Below are 14,635 nucleotides of genomic sequence, written 5' to 3' on the forward strand. Positions count from 1 at the left end.
GCCTAGCCGAAGCGATCTGGGCGGCACCCTTTGCCGGTCTCGCCGTCGCCGTCATCGGCGCGCTTGTCTACGCCATCGTTGGCGCCCTGGGCCTTGCCGCCGGTCCGGCTGCGGCGCTCGCGCTTGCAGCGACGATGCTTGTCACCGGCTGCCTGCACGAGGACGGGCTCTCCGATATCGCCGATGGACTCGGCGGCGGCCGGACGTGCGAGAAGAAGCTGGAGATCATGCGCGACAGCCGCATCGGCGCCTATGGCGCCGCGGCGCTCGGCATCTCGCTGCTCATCCGCTGGAGCGCGCTTTCGGAACTGGCCGGCCCTGGCCACATCTTCCTGGCGCTTTTGGCAGCGCACGCCGCCTCGCGCGGCCTGTTCGGCGCCTTCATGCATCTTCTGCCGCCGGCGCGCTCCGATGGGCTGTCGGCCGACGCGGGCTCGGTCACTGCCGAAACCGCCGTCGTTGGTGCCGCGCTCGGAGCCGTGGCGCTGTTGGCGCTCGGCCTCGGCGGCGCAATTGCCGCGGTGATCCTGCTTGGCCTGCTGTTTGCCGCCTTTCGTGCGCTCTGCCTCAGCCAGATCGGCGGCCAGACCGGCGATACGATCGGAGCGCTGCAGCAGCTCGGCGAGATCGCCGTGCTGCTTGTCGCTTCCGCTTGCCTTTCCTGATTCTTCTTTCGGAGACCTTACCCTCATGTCCCCTCAAACAACGTCGTTCAAATCGCTCGAAGACCTTCGCGCCGCCTGCCTCGATCTGTCCGCCGGCAGCGATACGGCCGCCGCCGCCGTTGCCCGTCGCCAGGACACGCTGACCAAGCCGCAGGGCAGCCTTGGCCGTTTGGAAACGATCGCCGCCTGGTTGGCCCGCTGGCAGGGCCGCGACATGCCGAAGCTCGACGCGGTCAAAGTCTTCGTGTTTGCCGGCAATCACGGCGTCACCGCGCAGGGCGTTTCGGCCTATCCTTCGGAAGTCACGGTGCAGATGGTGGCGAACTTTGCCGGCGGCGGTGCTGCCATCAACCAGCTCGCCCGCGTCGCCGGCGCCAGGCTCGACGTCATCCCGCTCGATCTCGATCATCCGACAGGCGATTTCACGCAAGCGCCGGCGATGGACGAGCAGACCTTCCTCGCCGCGGTCTCGGCCGGCTACGACGCCGTGACCAACGATCTCGACCTCGTCTGTTTCGGCGAGATGGGCATCGGCAACACCACGCCGGCAGCAGCGATCTCGGCCGCTCTTTTCGGCGGCGGCGCGGAAAAATGGACCGGCCGCGGCACCGGCGTCGATGATGCCGGATTGATCCGCAAGATCACCGCCATAGAGGCGGGCCTCAAGCGCCATGCCGATTCGCTTTCCGACCCGCTGAAGATCGCCGCCGCCCTTGGCGGACGCGAGCTTGCGGCGATCTTCGGCGCCACGCTGGCCGCGCGCAAGAACAACGTGCCGGTGTTGCTCGACGGCTTCGTCTGCACCGCCGCCGTCGCGCCGCTGGCAAGGCTGCACCCGACCGGGCTGGCGCACACCGTCGCCGCCCATGTCTCGGCCGAAGCCGGTCATCGCCGCCTGCTCGAAGCGTTGGGCCTGCCGCCGCTGCTCGACCTCGGCATGCGGCTCGGCGAAGGCTCCGGCGCCTGCCTTGCCGTCAACATCGTCCGCTCGGCGCTGGAGTGTCATACGAGAATGGCGAGTTTCGCGGAAGCCGGCGTTTCGGAAAAATAATCTTCCTTCAAAATTTCAACGCTGTTGAAATGACGAAATAACGTCGTCTTGATTGATTCGTGCGACAGAGATGTTTCACGGGAGATCGAACGATGTATTTGAAGGGCCTAATATTTGTTACGTTTCTTGCTGGGATGGCACTGCCGGCCCTTGCCCAAGATCAATATGTTCGCCCGCTTCGCCCCGGCGAAGACGGATCTGCCAGAATCCAATCGTCGATTTCGATGACCCTTCCGGTCAAGGACGACGAGGACGCAGCCGCCCAGCAGCAGGCCGCACTTCACTCTTTCTACAAGGTCGCGGCCGTCAGTTGCGCCATGGTGGCCGAGACTGTCGCCGACACCTGCGAAATCACCGGCATGACAACTAACGTCAATGCCCGGGACCGCAATGTCGGCGGTTATGGCGGATCGCAGGTTACGGTGACCGGCCAGATCACGATGAAGGTCAAGTTCAAGGCCAGCTTGAGCAAGACAGCGCAGTAGGACTGGTGCCCATCTCGCTTGTTTTCTGGCCGCTTTATGGAAAGACTTTGGTGGGTGTGCACAGTATCGAACTGTGGACCCGCTGATTAAGAGTCAGCTGCTCTACCAACTGAGCTACACACCCACACCGCCGGGAAATCCAGCGTCGGCGGCGCATATAGCCGCCGGTTTGAACGATGTCCAGCCCTGCCGGATCATTTCCAGACAAATCGCCGAATTGCCGCAGGTGTCACACAAAAATCTGGCCTTCCGCCACTTTGATCGCATGGCCTCCGATGCGCGCGGAGGCCAGTTTTCCGCCGTCGACATTGAGCTCGAGCCGGATGCGCGAGGGTCTCCCCATTTCCAGCCCCTGCTCGATCCAAAGCTGCGAGATCCCGTCGGTTGGACCGTCGAAATGCATGATGGCGCCGGCAAAGGCCGCCGCCGCGGAGCCGGTCGCCGGATCTTCGTAGGAGGGATTGCCCGGCACGATCATGCGCACATGGAAGGCGCTGTCGTGATGCACCGTCTCGCGGCAATAGACGTACGGGCTGGCGAAGGCCCATTCGCTCTTGCGCGGCGCGAGTTCGGACCATGCCTGGTTGTCCAGCCTGACTTTTGCGGCGGCTTCGAGGCCGGCAACCGGAATGGTGAGGTAGGGCACGCCGGCCGACCAGAAGGAGACGCGGTGATTCTCGAAGCCGAGCTCATGCGGGCCAAGGCCAAGCGCGGCGCCGATCATTTCCGGTTCGGCGGCGAGTTCCAGCCGCTCAGGCAGTTTCGCCAAGTCGAATTCGGCGAAGGTAGCGCCATCATGCTTGCTGACCGCGCAACGCACGGGGCCGATGTTCTCCTCCAGCACAAAGATGCCAGTCGCTTCGCCAGCCTGCTCCGCAAGCGCGATAGCCGACCCAACCGTCGGATGGCCCGCGAACGGCATCTCATAATCGGGCGTGAAGATGCGTATACGGTTGCGATGCTTGGGATTTTCGGGCGGCAGCACGAACACCGTCTCGGACAGGTTGAATTCGCGCGCGATCGCTTGCATGGCGGCCGTATCCAGCCCCTCGCTGTCGAGCACCACCGCCAGCGGATTCCCGGCCAGCCGCTCGGTCGTAAACACGTCGTAAAGCAAGTAGTCGCGCGTCATTTGGAAAACCTTCCGCCTCGTCCCGAATTTCTGCTCGATCCCAACATGAGGGAAATTTAATTTGAAATTCGAACCTCAAGGCATGATTTGTTCACGGATAGGGACATCATTTGTCGTTATAGGGGTCCGTGGTGGACCAGCTTGTCAATCCGCCAAACGCAGAAACCGACACTTCCATCGAAACGGCCCTCGGGCTCGACCGCAAAGGCGTGAGCCGCAAGCGCCGCCGCTTCCGGCTCTACGCGCTGCTGGCGCTGGCTGTCGTGGCGGCCGCGATCGCCGGCTACCGCTGGAACGCCGTCTCGCCGCCCCGGATCGAATACACGACCGCGCCGGCGACGATTGCCGACCTGACCGTCAAGGTGTCGGCGACCGGCACGCTGCAGCCGCTGACGCAGGTCGACATCTCCAGCGAGCTTTCCGGCATCGTCCGCGCCGTCGCCGTCAACGAGAACCAGCAGGTCAAGAAGGGCGACGTGCTCGCGACGCTCGACACCGCCAAGCTCGAAGTCCAGATCGAGCGCGCCACCGCCTCGGCAAAGGCGGCGGCGGCCGCCGTCGAAGATGCCAAGGTCACGCTGCAGGAAAACCAGAACGCGGTGGTCCGCGCGAGCGCCCTCACCAAGCGCGGCATGGCGACGGATCAATCGCTTGAGGCCGCGACCGCGACACGCGATCGCTCCAAGGCCGCGCTCGACAGCGCCGAGGCCAATCTCGCCATCGCTGAGGCTGATCTGAAGGCCCAGCAGACCGACCTTGCCAAGAGCACCATCTACGCGCCGATCGACGGCATCGTGCTCACGCGCTCCGTCGATCCGGGGCAGACGGTCGCTTCTTCGCTGCAGGCGCCGGTGCTGTTCGTCATCGCTGCCGACTTGCGGAACATGGAGCTGCAGGCGGCGGTGGACGAGGCCGATATCGGCCAGGTCAAGCCCGGCCAGCATGCCCGCTTCACGGTCGATGCTTTCCCGGACCGTCCCTTCGACGCCGAGATCCGCGACATCTCCTATGCCTCCGTCACCACCGACGGCGTCGTCACTTACAATGCACGGCTGGAAGTCGACAACGGCGAGCTTCTGCTCAGGCCAGGCATGACCGCCACGGTCGCCGTGGTGACCAGGCAGGCCAAGGGCGTGCTCACCGTGCCGGCCACAGCCTTCCGTTACCGCCCGGCGCAACAGGCGGCCCGCGGCTGGAGCCTGCGCGACCTCTTTACCGGCCGCATGGGGCCCCCCAACCGGCAGCGCGAGGCGACGAAAGCACCGATCGACGGCTCTCGCACGCTCTATGTGCTGGACAACGGACGGCCGCATGCCGTCAACGTCAGGATCGGCTCGACCGACGGCGAACTGACCGAGATCACGTCCGGCCTCGAGGAAGGCGCAGAGGTCATCACCGGCTCGCAGCAACGGAGCTGACCGTGTCCGCTCCCCCGCTCATCACCTTCGACAGTGTATGGAAGAGCTATGGCGAGGGCGAAGCGTGCGTGCACGCACTTGCCGGCGTCGATCTTGCCATCCGCAGAAGTGAGTTCGTCGCCATCATGGGACCGTCCGGCTCGGGCAAGTCGACGGCGATGAACATCATCGGCTGTCTCGACACGCCGACGGCCGGAACCTACCGCTTCAAGGGCGTGGATGCAGGCCGGCTCGACCGCAACCGCCGCGCCCTGCTGCGCAACCTTTATGTCGGCTTCGTCTTCCAAGGCTACAATCTCCTGCCCCGCACCACGGCGGCGGAAAATGTCGAGCTGCCGCTGATCTATCGCGGCGTTTCCGCCCGCGAGCGCCGGGAGCTGGCCATGCAGGCGCTCGCCCAGGTCGGACTTGTCGGGCGCGAACATCACACGCCGGCCGAGCTCTCGGGCGGCCAGCAACAGCGCGTGGCGATCGCGCGTGCCATCGTCACCAAACCGACCCTGCTCGTCGCCGACGAGCCCACCGGAAATCTCGACACCGCGCGCACGCACGAAATAGTGGAATTGCTGACCAGGCTGAACGCCGAACTCGGCCTCACCATCGTTATGGTGACGCACGAAGCCGACGTCGCGGCATATGCCGGGCGCACGGTGCGCTTCCTCGACGGCCACGTCGCTTCAGATACACCGAAAGCCGAGGCAGCATGATTTGGGAAACCGTCCGCCTTTCGCTGATTTCCATCCGCCGGAACGTGCTGCGCTCGTTCCTGACCCTGCTCGGCATCGTCATCGGCGTCGCCGCGGTCATCGCCATGCTCACCATCGGCTCCGGCACCACCGAGAAGGTCAAGGCCGACATCTCGAAACTCGGCAGCAACCTGCTCGTCGTCCGCTCGGGCCGTCCGGCAGGGCCTGGCGGCCCCGGCGGGCTCGACCAGGTCACCCGACCGCTGGCCGCCAAGGACCTCGAAGCACTGGTTGCCCATCTCAGCGGCGCACGCGCCATCGCACCGGCGTCGCAAAAACAGGTGCGGGTCATCTTCGGCACGGAGAGCCTGACGTCGGGCGTTACCGGCACCGACAGCGCCTATCTCGACGCGCGCGACTGGAAGCTGGTGTCGGGCCGCCCCTTCAGCGATTCCGAGGCGCGCGCCGGCGCCGGCGTCTGCCTGATCGGCGAGACGGTGCGGCAGCAGTTCTTCGGCGCCGGCGATCCGGAGGGCGAGACGATCCGCGTCAACCGCACCTCCTGCCGGATCATCGGCCTGCTCGAGCCGAAGGGTTACACCGGCTTCGGCCAGGATCAGGACAATGTCGTGCTGATGCCGCTGGCCGCCTACCAGCGGCGCATCGCCGGCAACCGCGACATCGACTCGATCTACATCGCCGCCGACGACAGGACGCCGACCACCGAACTGCAGCCGCGCGTCGAGGACATCCTGCGCGACACGCGCCGCATCACGCCGGACCGTGATGCCGATTTCTCGATCCGCGACATGACCCAGATCGCCGACGCCATGGCCAGCGCCACCACCACCATGACCGGCATGCTGGGTGCCGTCGCCGGCGTCAGCCTTCTGGTCGGCGGCATCGGCATCATGAACATCATGCTGGTATCGGTCACTGAGCGCACGCGCGAGATCGGCATCAGGCTGGCGATCGGTGCGCACGAAAAACACATCCTGATCCAGTTCCTGGTCGAGGCGACGGTGCTGTCGCTGCTTGGCGGCATCATCGGCATCCTGATCGGACTGGCGCTCGCAGGCCTGGCCTCGGTGACGCTGACGATACCCTTCGCGCCGAGCCCGGCGGTCATCCTGCTCGCCGTCAGTTTTTCGGCGCTGATCGGCATGGTGTTCGGCTTCTTCCCGGCATTGCGCGGCGCGAGGCTCGATCCGATCGAGGCGCTAAGGCACGAGTGAACCGCCGCGTCGTCGGCCCGTGAACGAGTCAGACCAGCTCGTTGGCGAAATGCCACTTGATCAGCGGCTTCATGTGCCCCATCAGCCCGACCGGCAGGTCGGTTGCGTTGCGGATGATGACCGGACCTTCGATCTCCGGGTCCGCCTCGGCCGCGACGAACGTCTTTATGTGCTGCGCGATCTCGTCGGCAGGCTCGGCCACCCGAAAGCGACGGAAGATCACCGTGCCGCTCGATGTCGACAGCGCGTAGTAGCGCTGTCCACGTGCGGCGCCCGACAGATCGATCCCGGTTTCCTCGCCCACCTCGCGGATCATGTTGAAATCGATATCGACGAGGCCGTCGCGGAAATCGATCGGCTCGAAGGAGCCGGCGGCGAAATAGACGCGGCCGGCGTTCACCGTGTGCGAGCCCATCCGGATCGCCACCAGCGCATTGTCGCCGGCAACCAGCACGGCGTGCGCATAGGCATGTTCGGCGCCGCTGAGCTCCCGGTTTTTGCGCCACAGCATGAAAGTCGAGTACTTCACCGCATGGCAGCGGCCGATGAGCCGGTGGTCGCGATAGCTCAGCGCCGAAAGCAGCACCACGGTGCCGTCATATAGCGCCGGCTTCATCTCCATTTCGCGGCGCCAGTTTTCCGCGATCGCTGTCTGATTGTCGCGCTCGAACGGATGCGGGCTGGCAACGAGCCGTACGTCGACCGCGTCGACCGGCAAAATGACATTCCGCGGCAGGTCGAAGCTCACGGGCTCAGGCCATGTCCAGGTTGATCACCACCGGGCAATGGTCGGAGGCCTTCGGCCTGTCCCACCCGGCACGCGGAAAACGCTCGACTTCCTGGCCAGGCGGAAAGATGGTGCGCCAAGGCTGACCGTTGCGGATGATCTCCGGAACCGCGGTGGCGTTCTTCGCCGCCAAGGCCTTCGACAGCAGGATATAGTCCAATTGGCACAAATGCCGCTCTTGCGGGCCGCGCGTGTGATAAAAACTCCAGCGGTCCATCTCGGGCCGCCGCTCGACGACATTTTCGCAAAAGCCGCCGGCGGTCAGAACGTTGATCGAGGACTGGGCTTCGTCGACGACCTGGAAGCGATAGCCGTCGAAGCTGTCGCCTTCGATCTTCACGCGCTGCCGATAATCGTTCATGTCGCCGCAGATTGCCCAGCGCTTGTCGGCCGCATGGTCCTTGCCGAAGCGGTCCTCGATGATGCGGCGCACGGCCTGCGCCTCGGCGATGCGCAGTGGCATCGTCGCCTCGCGGCCATCGAGACCGTTGCGCGGCGAGCCCATTGACTTGAAATGCACGAGGTACAGCGTAAGCGGCACGCCGCCGACCGTTATGTCGATTTCCAGGCAGTCGCGCCGGAAGACGCGTTCGGTGGCCAGGTGCCCGAACGCCGCCAGCTCCGGCGTGAACAGTCCGAACTGCTCGAACGTGACATAGGCATGGCTGGTCATGCGCACGAATTCGATCGGCTGCCCCTGCGCGGTCTCGTTGCGCATCATCACGGCGACGTCGATGCCGCGGGAGTCGTTGCCGGCGGTGGTGTATTTCTGACGGTAGCCCTGCCCGATCATCTTGAAGAGATAGCCATATTCGAAGGCCTTCAGCCCCTCGATATTGTCCACCTCCTGCATGCAGATGACGTCGGCGCGTGTCGCGGCTATGGCGAGCGCGGTAAGCTGGCGGGTGTCATCGGACTGGGCGATGGCGCGCGCCTGTTCGAGCAGCCTGTATTCTGCTTCGCTCTGGATGTCGAACAGCGCCAGCGTTCGGTCCTCGATGAGCTGGTTGCGATAGCCGGAGAAGTCGAACCTGTTCATCAGGTTCTCGACATTGAAGGTGGCGAGGCGCAGCGACATGGCCGAGACCTTTGCCCGCAAGCAATGGCGAACACAAGAGCATACGCACGCCCGTTATGGTTGACGGAACCTTTCTGTTCATCTTCCGTTCAGATGGAAAGTTCCATCAATAGGCCTATTCCCGAGCGTTTTGGGCGTGGGGCCTTACTCGTGGAGAGTGAAATGAAACCGCTCTTGTCTTCCCTTGGATCCGGGCTTCTGGCCTTGGGTCTCTCCGCTGGGCTGACGGTGCCGTCGATTGCCGGCCCGGTCCTGCAGCCCGATATGTCGACCGTGACCAGCACGGCCGCATCCACCATCATCCGCGTTCGCGACAGCTGGGCCGGCGGCAACGACCGGCGGCAGATGTATGACTGGCGCTGGCGGCGCGGCGGTGACTGGCGCGGCCGCGATTTTAGATGGCGTGACGGCGACTTCCGCGCACGTCATTTCTCCCGCAACTGGGACGGAGATCGCAATTGGCGCTGGCGGCATCATCGCCATCATCGCCATCGCCACTTCGACAGCGGGGGCGCGGCCATCCTTGGGCTCGGCCTAGGCCTCGGTCTCGGCAGCCTCGCCTACAACAATTTCTACAATCCCTATTATTACGATCCCTATCCGCGCTACTATCAGCCGCGGCGCATTTACCGGACCGAGCGGCTTTCCAGGGCCCATGTCCAATGGTGCCACGACCGCTACCGGTCCTATCGGGCCTGGGACAACACGTTCCAGCCCTATAACGGCCCGCGCCGGCAGTGCATTTCGCCCTATATCTGAGCCCCTCGGCACGAAGCTCAACGGCGCCCGGCGGGCGCCGTTTCTTTTTGGCAAGGCGCGCCCGACGGCGACGCGATAACCTTAAATTTAGCAGATGCGTCTATCCGTGATGCGGTGCCCCATATGACGATCGCCAAGCTGCGATCCGCTAGGACGACTCCGCCATGACCGAGAACGAGTTGAGAGGCAAGCGCCGGCAACGCGTGCTGAAGGGCGCGGCGATCCTGACCGGCATCAACAATTCCGGGGTCATGTGCACGGTGCGCAACATGCATCCTGGCGGCGCCGAACTGAAGCTGCCGATCGAGGCGCATGTGCCCGACGAATTCCTGCTTTACGTGACGAAGGACCGGATTGGCTACAAGGCGATCGTCCGCTGGCGCCGCGACGACCGCATCGGCGTGGAATTCGCGGGCACCGAGCCGAAGCCGCATTGGCATTACGGCTGAGCGTGAGAGAAGCCGGCGGATCGCTCCGCCGGCTTTCACGCATGAATAGACCGAATTAGTTTTTCGCCTTGTCGACCAGCTTGTTCTTGGCGATCCACGGCATCATCGCGCGCAGCTTCGCGCCAACCTCTTCGATCTGATGACTGTCGTTGTTGCGGCGGATGCCCTTGAAGCGCGACAGGCCGGCGCGATATTCCTGCATCCATTCCGAGGTGAATTTTCCGGTCTGGATATCCTTCAGGATGCGCTTCATCTCGGCCTTGGTGTCGGCCGTGATGATACGCGGACCGGAGACATATTCGCCCCATTCGGCGGTATTCGAGATCGAGTAGTTCATGTTGGCGATGCCGCCCTCATAGATGAGGTCGACGATCAGCTTCACCTCGTGCAGACACTCGAAGTAGGCCATCTCCGGCGCGTAGCCGGCTTCCACCAGCGTCTCGAAGCCGGCGCGGATCAGCTCGACCAGGCCGCCGCACAGCACCACCTGCTCGCCGAACAGATCGGTCTCGCATTCCTCGCGGAAATTGGTCTCGATGATGCCGGAACGGCCGCCGCCGACGCCGCAGGCATAGGAGAGCGCCAGGTCGAGCGCATTGCCCGAGGCGTCCTGGTTGACGGCAACCAGGCACGGCACGCCGCCGCCCTTCTGATATTCGCCGCGCACGGTATGGCCGGGGCCCTTCGGCGCGATCATGACCACGTCGACCGAAGCCTTCGGCTCGATCAGGCCGAAATGCACATTGAGGCCGTGCGCGAAGGCGATGGCGGCGCCGTCGCGGATGTTCGGCGCGATCTCTGATCTGTAGATGTCGGCCTGCAATTCGTCGGGCGTTGCCATCATCATCAGGTCTGCCCACTTGGCGGCATCCGCCACGCTCATCACCTTCAGCCCGTCGGCCTCGACCTTGTTGGCGGTCGCCGAGCCGGCCTTCAGGCCGATGGCGATCTCCTTGACGCCGGAATCCTTGAGGTTGAGCGCATGCGCCCGGCCCTGGCTGCCATAGCCGATGATGGCGACCTTCTTACCCTTGATCAGATTGAGATCGGCGTCACGATCGTAATAGACACGCATTTCGTCTTCCTTCCCGTTTTGAAGATCAGAGCATGATGCCGAAAAGTGTGAAGCGGTTTTCGGACGACATCATGCTCTATCTCTTGGATTTGGAGCCGGATTCAGATTTCAGGTCGACTTGACCTGAAATCATCCGGCTCCGGGGCCTTGCGGCCGGTTGTTTGCTCTCCCGGTCCTTGAGCCGTAAAGAGCGAGAAACTGCTGCGTCGCGCGGGCGGCATCGCCGCCGATCGTCGCCTCGGTCAATTGCAGCCGGTCGCCGAGCAGAAGCCGCATCTGCACGTCGCGGCCGACCAGACCGAAAAACGTCCGGAACGCCGTCTCGGCGTCCTCTAAGTCGAGCAGCCCGGCCTCGCGTCCCGCTTCGAGCACGGGCTTCAGACGCCTGGCCAGCGCGAAACGCCCATTCTGCAGCACGATCGCGCCAAGGTCATCCTTCCCGGAGCCGGCATGGCCGACCGCGACACGGTTCAGCGCGATGGACGTATCGCTCGAGATCACCCTCAGCCAGTCGGCAGCGAAGCGTTCGAGGCTTGCGGTCAGCCAAGCGAGGTCGAGGCCTTTGCGGTCGACCGGCGCCACGCGCACTTTCGAGGCCTGCCATTGCACCGTCGCCGTCAGCAGCCCGTCGCGGTCGCCGAACCATTTGTAGAGTGTTTCCTTGGAGCAGCTTGCCCGCCGCGCCACCGCGGTCATGGTCAGGTTGTCGCCCTCTTCGACCAATAGGCGAAGTGCTGCGTCCAGAACGGCCTGCTGCCGCTCGGTGAGCGTTTCGCTGCTGTCGGTGTCGGCGGCGGCTTGCAACACGTTTTCACCCGTTCCCGGTCGCTCAATAATGCGTACCGTACGTTACGGTTCGGCTTATTGCGCATTCGGGTTTCCAACGCAAGAGGCTGCGGCGAAAAAATCTGACGGTACCCACAAACACTCGTGAGCTAATCGCCGGCCAGTGGCTCGCGCAGCCGCCCGAGCAGTGCAGCCAGCGTTTCCAGCTCCTTGGCGGAAAGCTTGTCGCCCATCAGCTCGGCAATGGACGCGCCATAGACCGCCCAGATGCGGCGGCGCATCTCCCGGCCGCTTGGCGTGATGCGCACTGTCTGGCCACGGCCGTCATCCGAGACAGGCAGCTTTTCCAGCAGGCCATCCGCTTCCAGCCGGGCCAGCAGTCGCGACACGCTGTACTGCGCCAACAGAACGCGATCGATCAGCTCGAACGGCCGCAAGCCGCCCTCGCCCGCCTCGGCAAGCTCGTGCAGCACGTCGTACCAGGCGAGCGGCGGCAAGCCGCCGGCTTTCAGGGCATACTCGGTCTTTTCGACCAGCTGGCGCGAAACGCGCATCAGGCGGCCCCAGGCTTTGACGGCCTCGGGCGCAGGAGATTTTCTCGTCATCGAGGAACTTTATTCGATAGATGCAATTGCATCAAGCTTGACGGTCGATGCAAATGCATTCATATAGATGCAATTGCATCGATAAGGAGTTCCCGATGAAACATGAGATCTGTAAAGTGGCCGACATCCCGCAGACGGGCAGCCTGATCGCGCCTTTCTTCGGCCGCGAGATCCACGTCTGGCGCAGCGGCGAGCGTGTCCGTGCCGCGGCCAATGCCTGCCTGCATTTCGGCGGGCCACTCGACTGCAAGGACGGCGCCTTCATCTGCCAGTGGCACGGCGCCCGCTTCGACATGCAAAGCGGCGAGCGCCTCGTAGGCCCGGCGCCGAAGGGCTCGCGCCTGATGTTCCTGTCGACCCGCGTCGAGGACGGCGCGCTGAACTATGTCTGGGGAGAATAAGATGACGGCCAAACTCACCCTCGTCAGTCATCACCTTTGCCCCTACGTCCAGCGTGCGGCAATCGCCCTCGCCGAGAAAGGCGTGCCGTTCGAGCGCGTCAATGTCGACCTTGCCAGCAAGCCCGACTGGTTCAAGGCTATCTCGCCGCTCGGCAAGGTACCGCTGCTCTGCGTTCGAAACGGCAGCAAGGAGGAGATCATTTTCGAATCCGCCGTCATTCTCGAATTCCTCGAGGAGACGCAGGCCAATCCGTTGCACCCGGCCGATCCGCTCATGCGGGCCAGGCACCGCTCCTGGGTCGAATTCGGTTCGGCCATCCTCAACGCCATAGGGCGCTTCTATTCCGCCGCCGATGAGGCCTGCTTCCTCAAGGAAAGCAGCGGCTTGTCGGAACTGTTTGAGCGTGTCGAGGCGGAACTGTCGGCAAGGCGGAGCGGTCCGTGGTTCGCCGGGAAGCGCTTCTCGCTGGTCGACGCCGTCTACGGGCAGATCTTTCGCTACTTCGACACGTTCGACGAGATCGGCGCTAGCGGCATCCTGGACGGTAAGCCTCTCGTCCAGGCCTGGCGCAAGGCGTTGAGCGACCGGCAATCGGTGAAGGAGGCTGTCAGTCCGGACTATCCGCTGCGGCTGCACGCCTTCCTGCGGGCAAAGGCATCTTATCTATCGCGGATGATCCGGCTGCAGGCCATTGCGATTCCGCAAGCCCGATCGGCCTGAACGGATCGATCACCGTTCCCGCGACCATGGCGGCGAGCAACTGCGGCACCGGCGCAAGCGACGTTTTGACGCTTGTATCGGGGAAGGAAAGGCTCAGGCCTGCGCGGCATCGAAGGCGACGCGCGCCTCACGAACGGCATCGTGGTTGAGTTCGGCCCATTGGATCAGCATCTGCAACGGCGCGAACATCGAGCGGCCGAGATCGGTGAGGCTGTATTCAACGCTCGGCGGCTTGGTCGGAAAGACTTCGCGATGCACATAGCCGTCGCGCTGCAGGTCGTAGAGCGTCTGCGTCAGCATACGCTGCGAAATGTCGGGCACCAGGCGGCGCAACTCCCCGAACCGGTACGGCTTCTCGGCCAAAGCCATGACCAGCAGCGAGCTCCATTTGCCGCTGATGCCCTGGATCACATCGCGGACCGGGCAGTCGGCGAAATTGCCGCCGCCGGTCATGGCTTTGTAGACCTCGAGCTTCGATTTCAGACTGAAGATCTTGCTGTCCATCGCGACATCCATTGATCGAAACGGCGACCCGCCGGTGGTTCCCCGGCTGTGCCTACCTCCCGGAAAACTGCCTTCTTTACGGCCCTTGGTCAATTCTTATTTTAGTGCTGGTCTCTTTTTGAGACCATCGTTCAGACCCCTTCGACGCAAATTTCAGGAACTTCCCATGACCGAAACTCTCCTTGTCACCGGCGCTTCCGGCCATCTCGGCCGCGCCGTGATCAACCATCTGCTCGATGCGCAGAAAGTCGCGCCGGCAAATATCATCGCAACCACGCGCAATCCCGAAAATCTCCGCGACCTGGCAGCCCTCGGCATTGTCGTCAGGCCGGCCGATTTCGACGATCCGGCCTCGCTGGAGCGCGCGTTCAAAGGCGCCGACCGAGTGCTGATCGTCTCGACCGGTGAGCTCGACCTGAAGAGCGACCGGCGCCTCAAGCAGCATCAGGCCGCGGTGGCCGCAGCCAAGGCGGCAAGCGTCTCGCACCTCCTCTACACCTCGATGCCCAATCCCGAGCCGGTCTCGCCGGTGCTGTTTGCCGGCGACCACTACGGCACCGAGCAGGCCATCAAGGCGAGCGGCATTGCCTACACCATCTTCCGCAACGGCTGGTACCAGGAGAACCTTTTCATGGCGCTGCCGCACGCCATTTCGTCGGGCAAGTGGTACACGTCGGCTGGTGACGGTCGGATCGCGCACGCCGCGCGCGACGACATGGCCGCCGCGATCGCCGCGAGCCTCGCTTCCGGCTCGACGGAGAGCCGCGTCTACACGCTGACCGGCCCGCATGCCTACAC

The 14,635-nt window shown here is 63.9% G+C and carries 18 protein-coding genes and 1 tRNA gene; 11 read left to right on the top strand and 8 right to left on the bottom strand.

What is annotated here, in order from left to right; all coding sequences use genetic code 11:
* The 3 genes from EOA79_RS21170 to EOA79_RS21180 form a co-directional block, all read left to right on the top strand.
* Positions 1–665 (top strand): adenosylcobinamide-GDP ribazoletransferase (locus EOA79_RS21170; RefSeq protein WP_164893905.1); only part of this gene is annotated, 665 nt, incomplete at its 5' end.
* Between the two features lie 25 nt (positions 666–690).
* Entirely contained in the window at positions 691–1,716 is a 1,026-nt protein-coding gene (gene cobT / locus EOA79_RS21175; RefSeq protein WP_095826218.1) for a nicotinate-nucleotide--dimethylbenzimidazole phosphoribosyltransferase, read from the top strand.
* Positions 1,717–1,808: 92 nt separating this feature from the next.
* A complete protein-coding gene (locus tag EOA79_RS21180; protein WP_127335852.1) occupies positions 1,809–2,201 on the top strand; it encodes a hypothetical protein in 393 nt (130 codons plus the stop codon).
* Between the two features lie 48 nt (positions 2,202–2,249).
* Here the strand turns inward: EOA79_RS21180 and EOA79_RS21185 are convergent.
* Positions 2,250–2,325: transfer RNA gene (locus EOA79_RS21185), tRNA-Lys, on the bottom strand.
* Between the two features lie 105 nt (positions 2,326–2,430).
* Positions 2,431–3,333 carry a PhzF family phenazine biosynthesis protein gene (locus EOA79_RS21190; RefSeq protein WP_095826220.1) on the bottom strand — a complete coding sequence of 301 codons (903 nt, stop codon included), beginning with the start codon at positions 3,331–3,333 and terminating at the stop codon, positions 2,431–2,433.
* Between the two features lie 131 nt (positions 3,334–3,464).
* Here EOA79_RS21190 and EOA79_RS21195 point away from each other — a divergent pair, with 131 nt between their 5' ends.
* Genes EOA79_RS21195 through EOA79_RS21205 form a run of 3 tightly spaced genes read left to right on the top strand, consistent with a single transcriptional unit; the run spans position 3,465 to position 6,672 of the window.
* A complete protein-coding gene (locus EOA79_RS21195) occupies positions 3,465–4,751 on the top strand; it encodes an efflux RND transporter periplasmic adaptor subunit (protein ID WP_127335853.1) in 1,287 nt (428 codons plus the stop codon).
* A gap of 2 nt (positions 4,752–4,753) precedes the next feature.
* Positions 4,754–5,458: an ABC transporter ATP-binding protein gene (locus tag EOA79_RS21200; RefSeq protein ID WP_095802001.1), complete on the top strand. Its 705-nt coding sequence runs from the start codon at positions 4,754–4,756 to the stop codon at positions 5,456–5,458.
* Positions 5,455–6,672: an ABC transporter permease gene (locus EOA79_RS21205; protein WP_095826221.1), complete on the top strand. Its 1,218-nt coding sequence runs from the start codon at positions 5,455–5,457 to the stop codon at positions 6,670–6,672. The genes EOA79_RS21200 and EOA79_RS21205 overlap by 4 nt, the downstream gene beginning before the upstream one ends.
* A 28-nt stretch (positions 6,673–6,700) precedes the next feature.
* Here the strand turns inward: EOA79_RS21205 and EOA79_RS21210 are convergent, their stop codons facing one another.
* The gene (locus EOA79_RS21210; RefSeq protein WP_095826222.1) at positions 6,701–7,420 is read right to left on the bottom strand and encodes a hypothetical protein; all 720 of its coding nucleotides are present in this window, start codon (positions 7,418–7,420) and stop codon (positions 6,701–6,703) included.
* 4 nt (positions 7,421–7,424) lie between these two features.
* Positions 7,425–8,537 (bottom strand): endonuclease/exonuclease/phosphatase family protein, encoded by a 1,113-nt coding sequence (locus tag EOA79_RS21215; RefSeq protein ID WP_095826223.1) that lies wholly within the window; start codon positions 8,535–8,537, stop codon positions 7,425–7,427.
* Between the two features lie 162 nt (positions 8,538–8,699).
* On the opposite strand from EOA79_RS21215, the gene EOA79_RS21220 reads away from it, so the two are divergent.
* On the top strand, positions 8,700–9,296 hold the full coding sequence (locus EOA79_RS21220; protein ID WP_095826224.1) for a BA14K family protein: 597 nt from the start codon (positions 8,700–8,702) through the stop codon (positions 9,294–9,296).
* A gap of 164 nt (positions 9,297–9,460) precedes the next feature.
* A complete protein-coding gene (locus EOA79_RS21225) occupies positions 9,461–9,745 on the top strand; it encodes a PilZ domain-containing protein (protein ID WP_067323293.1) in 285 nt (94 codons plus the stop codon).
* A 55-nt stretch (positions 9,746–9,800) separates the two neighbouring features.
* On the opposite strand, the gene ilvC is transcribed toward EOA79_RS21225, so the two are convergent.
* The 3 genes from ilvC to EOA79_RS21240 all read right to left on the bottom strand — a co-directional run bounded on the left by ilvC (position 9,801) and on the right by EOA79_RS21240 (position 12,211).
* Positions 9,801–10,820: a ketol-acid reductoisomerase gene (ilvC, locus tag EOA79_RS21230; RefSeq protein WP_067323290.1), complete on the bottom strand. Its 1,020-nt coding sequence runs from the start codon at positions 10,818–10,820 to the stop codon at positions 9,801–9,803.
* A 129-nt stretch (positions 10,821–10,949) separates the two neighbouring features.
* Entirely contained in the window at positions 10,950–11,627 is a 678-nt protein-coding gene (locus tag EOA79_RS21235; RefSeq protein ID WP_164748350.1) for a TetR/AcrR family transcriptional regulator, read from the bottom strand.
* Between the two features lie 128 nt (positions 11,628–11,755).
* Complete coding sequence (locus EOA79_RS21240; RefSeq protein ID WP_095826225.1) at positions 11,756–12,211, bottom strand: MarR family winged helix-turn-helix transcriptional regulator; 456 nt, start codon at positions 12,209–12,211, stop codon at positions 11,756–11,758.
* Positions 12,212–12,306: 95 nt separating this feature from the next.
* Here EOA79_RS21240 and EOA79_RS21245 point away from each other — a divergent pair, with 95 nt between their 5' ends.
* Both EOA79_RS21245 and EOA79_RS21250 read left to right on the top strand, forming a co-directional pair.
* Positions 12,307–12,612, top strand: coding sequence for a Rieske (2Fe-2S) protein (locus EOA79_RS21245; protein ID WP_095826226.1), 306 nt, complete (start codon positions 12,307–12,309; stop codon positions 12,610–12,612).
* A 1-nt stretch (position 12,613) separates the two neighbouring features.
* Positions 12,614–13,333: a glutathione S-transferase family protein gene (locus EOA79_RS21250; protein ID WP_164748349.1), complete on the top strand. Its 720-nt coding sequence runs from the start codon at positions 12,614–12,616 to the stop codon at positions 13,331–13,333.
* A gap of 93 nt (positions 13,334–13,426) precedes the next feature.
* On the opposite strand, the gene EOA79_RS21255 is transcribed toward EOA79_RS21250, so the two are convergent.
* Positions 13,427–13,837, bottom strand: a complete 411-nt coding sequence (locus EOA79_RS21255) for a helix-turn-helix domain-containing protein (protein ID WP_066998811.1) — start codon at positions 13,835–13,837, stop codon at positions 13,427–13,429.
* A 166-nt stretch (positions 13,838–14,003) separates the two neighbouring features.
* Here EOA79_RS21255 and EOA79_RS21260 point away from each other — a divergent pair.
* The coding region (locus EOA79_RS21260; RefSeq protein ID WP_128293247.1) for an NAD(P)H-binding protein at positions 14,004–14,635 on the top strand (632 nt) is incomplete at its 3' end.

It is taken from the genome of Mesorhizobium sp. M1A.F.Ca.IN.020.03.2.1, assembly GCF_004023205.1.
Classification (GTDB): domain Bacteria; phylum Pseudomonadota; class Alphaproteobacteria; order Rhizobiales; family Rhizobiaceae; genus Mesorhizobium.

What these genes read in the sequence shown, in the direction of transcription:
- cobT (WP_095826218.1), top strand. Translation starts at nt 691, where the DNA reads ATGTCCCCTCAAACAACGTCGTTCAAATCGCTCGAAGACCTTCGCGCC.
- EOA79_RS21180 (WP_127335852.1), top strand. Translation starts at nt 1,809, where the DNA reads ATGTATTTGAAGGGCCTAATATTTGTTACGTTTCTTGCTGGGATGGCA.
- EOA79_RS21190 (WP_095826220.1), bottom strand. Translation starts at nt 3,333, where the DNA reads ATGACGCGCGACTACTTGCTTTACGACGTGTTTACGACCGAGCGGCTG.
- EOA79_RS21205 (WP_095826221.1), top strand. Translation starts at nt 5,455, where the DNA reads ATGATTTGGGAAACCGTCCGCCTTTCGCTGATTTCCATCCGCCGGAAC.
- EOA79_RS21215 (WP_095826223.1), bottom strand. Translation starts at nt 8,537, where the DNA reads ATGTCGCTGCGCCTCGCCACCTTCAATGTCGAGAACCTGATGAACAGG.
- EOA79_RS21220 (WP_095826224.1), top strand. Translation starts at nt 8,700, where the DNA reads ATGAAACCGCTCTTGTCTTCCCTTGGATCCGGGCTTCTGGCCTTGGGT.
- EOA79_RS21225 (WP_067323293.1), top strand. Translation starts at nt 9,461, where the DNA reads ATGACCGAGAACGAGTTGAGAGGCAAGCGCCGGCAACGCGTGCTGAAG.
- ilvC (WP_067323290.1), bottom strand. Translation starts at nt 10,820, where the DNA reads ATGCGTGTCTATTACGATCGTGACGCCGATCTCAATCTGATCAAGGGT.
- EOA79_RS21240 (WP_095826225.1), bottom strand. Translation starts at nt 12,211, where the DNA reads ATGACGAGAAAATCTCCTGCGCCCGAGGCCGTCAAAGCCTGGGGCCGC.
- EOA79_RS21245 (WP_095826226.1), top strand. Translation starts at nt 12,307, where the DNA reads ATGAAACATGAGATCTGTAAAGTGGCCGACATCCCGCAGACGGGCAGC.
- EOA79_RS21250 (WP_164748349.1), top strand. Translation starts at nt 12,614, where the DNA reads ATGACGGCCAAACTCACCCTCGTCAGTCATCACCTTTGCCCCTACGTC.
- EOA79_RS21255 (WP_066998811.1), bottom strand. Translation starts at nt 13,837, where the DNA reads ATGGACAGCAAGATCTTCAGTCTGAAATCGAAGCTCGAGGTCTACAAA.